This is a genomic window from Blautia sp. MSK18_10 (assembly GCF_020553185.1).
Classification (GTDB): domain Bacteria; phylum Bacillota; class Clostridia; order Lachnospirales; family Lachnospiraceae; genus Blautia_A; species Blautia_A wexlerae.
In genome coordinates, this window is the sequence record NZ_JAJCGT010000110.1 from 1 (window position 1) to 1,236 (window position 1,236).

A 1,236-nucleotide genomic window follows, 5' to 3' on the forward strand; every position below is an offset into this window, starting at 1 on the left:
ATAAAAATCTGTGATGACTGACAGATTTTTATTTCAGGATAATCATAAATGATAGTATTATTAAAAATAGAAAAGCGAAATGGAGGGAGAAAGATCGCAAGAAAATTAAGGGACTGGTATCCGGGAGCAATTTACCACATCATGCACAGAGGAGTGAGAAGAAAACCAATGCGTATTGTCTGATGACAAACCATGTCCATCTGCTGCTTGAAATAGGCTATATAGAAATCGGGAAGTTTATGATTATATGAAAAAGTGTTTGGAATCATCTTGACAATATGTCGAATACGACATATTATAATTATAAAGAGGAAGGAGCATACTAATGTACGAGATCATTTTATATGATACAGAAGATGGAAGATGCCCTGTGCAGGAATTATTGGATTCTCTGGAGCCTAAGTTGCTGGCAAAAACATTGCGGATAATTGACTTGCTGGAAATGAACGGTCCATTGCTTCGTGAGCCATATTCAAAACCATTGGAGAATGGAATATTTGAGCTTCGTACCAAGCAGGGATCAGATATTACAAGAGTACTGTATTTCTTTATTGTAGGCAAGAAGGCAGTGCTGACCAATGGATTTATAAAAAAATCGCAGAAGACACCAAAGGCAGAAAAAGAACTGGCAAAGAAGTATAAAGCAGATTATGAACGGAGGTATGGCGATGAGTAGCTATAAGGATTATAAAAAAAGAGCGTTGCAGAATCCGAAAGTCAAGGCAGAATATGATGCACTGCAACCGGAATATGATATTATTCAGGCGATGATTGACGCAAGAGTGCAGCAGAATATGACACAGAAAGATTTATCAGCTAAAACCGGAATTACGCAGGCAGATATAAGCCGGATTGAGAACGGAACAAGAAATCCCAGCCTGAGTATGGTGAAAAAACTTGCACAGGGATTAGGGATGCAATTAAAGTTGGAATTTGTTCCGATGCCAACAAAAAATAAAATGTAAAGAGTATGAGAAAATAGGAACCGCAGGAATTTTCACCTGCGGTTTTTCTCGGGTACGCGCGGGGTCATGTATTTTGGGCCAGATCCCATGAAATATCGATAAAGAAAATAAACCGGGATTAAAAGTTATATAAAAGAAACATAAAATATCTTGCAAAAACCTATCATGAGTGATAAAATTTCATAAATGAGTTATCAGAGATGGGATAGGGAGACGAGCAAATGCAGGAGAACATGAAAGAATACCTGACAGAAAAGGAAGCCAGGGAAAA

The 1,236-nt window shown here is 37.7% G+C and carries 3 protein-coding genes; all 3 read left to right on the forward strand.

Annotated elements, in window-relative coordinates; all coding sequences use genetic code 11:
- Positions 1 to 48: 48 nt before the first annotated feature.
- The gene (locus LI074_RS17020; RefSeq protein WP_255601799.1) at positions 49 to 183 is read left to right on the forward strand and encodes a hypothetical protein; all 135 of its coding nucleotides are present in this window, start codon (positions 49 to 51) and stop codon (positions 181 to 183) included.
- A 142-nt stretch (positions 184 to 325) separates the two neighbouring features.
- Positions 326 to 676 carry a type II toxin-antitoxin system RelE/ParE family toxin gene (locus LI074_RS17025; protein WP_173698456.1) on the forward strand — a complete coding sequence of 117 codons (351 nt, stop codon included), beginning with the start codon at positions 326 to 328 and terminating at the stop codon, positions 674 to 676.
- Positions 663 to 965 (forward strand): helix-turn-helix domain-containing protein, encoded by a 303-nt coding sequence (locus LI074_RS17030; protein ID WP_201927503.1) that lies wholly within the window; start codon positions 663 to 665, stop codon positions 963 to 965. The genes LI074_RS17025 and LI074_RS17030 overlap by 14 nt, the downstream gene beginning before the upstream one ends.
- Positions 966 to 1,236 lie beyond the last annotated feature (271 nt).